The sequence below is a fragment of the Chryseobacterium sp. DT-167 genome, from assembly GCF_058310155.1.
Genome location: NZ_JBZEEQ010000047.1, coordinates 1 through 814 on the forward strand (window position 1 = coordinate 1; position 814 = coordinate 814).

Below are 814 nucleotides of genomic sequence, written 5' to 3' on the forward strand. Positions count from 1 at the left end.
GCGCCGCCGCGTGGGCGCTCCTGACCCCCGAGGCCCAGGGTTTCTACGGCGGCGACTCCGAGGTGTACGCCACCTGGTTCGGACAGGACGGGATCACGACGGCCGATGAAGCGCGCTCCTTCGCGGACACCGACCTCACCGAGACGGAGGGACCGGAGGACGCCTTCACGCTCGTCTCGGCGAGCACCGAGTCCGCGGCCGACGCCTGGGTCGTCCGCGACGTCGGCGGCGGGCTCCTCATCGACGACGCCGGCGTGCCGCCGACGGGGAGCGCCGTCTACGAGTGGCGCAACCCCGCGAGCGGGACCGACGACGACACGGATACGGGCGAGTACGACGCGGCGGCTCCCGCGAGCCTGTGGTTCGCGAGTCCCCTCGCGTTCGACTCCGAGGAACCCTCGACGCTCGGCTACCCGGACACGGTATGGGCGTACGCGGACGGCGCCGAGGTGCCGGCGACTCCCGGCCCCGCCTCGGACGCCGGCCGCCTCTTCGAGGTCGCTCCCGACGCGCTTTCCGCGACCGACGTGCCCCTCGCGCTCACGGTCGTGTGGCACGTCGGCGAGGACTCGGCGGGATGGCGGAGCACGACGACGCTGCTCCCCTGAGCTACCGGTCGAGAGAACGAGACGGGCCTCCCTCCACACCGATCCGGTGCGGAGAGAGGCCCGTCGACGATCGACCGGTCAGGCGGTGTGGGGCACGAGGGCCCTCACCGTCAGCGCGTCGGCTGCAGGGTCGAGGTCGACCCGCACGGTGTCGCCGTCGCGGATGCTGCCGTCGAGGATCGCCGTCGCGAGACGGTCGTCGATCT

Annotated in this window: 1 protein-coding gene; it reads left to right on the forward strand. The window is 73.0% G+C overall.

Translation table 11 applies throughout. The annotated features are described in order from the left end of the window. The coding region (locus tag AC4FQ5_RS19645; RefSeq protein ID WP_491146216.1) for a hypothetical protein at nucleotides 1–608 on the forward strand (608 nt) is incomplete at its 5' end. Nucleotides 609–814 lie beyond the last annotated feature (206 nt).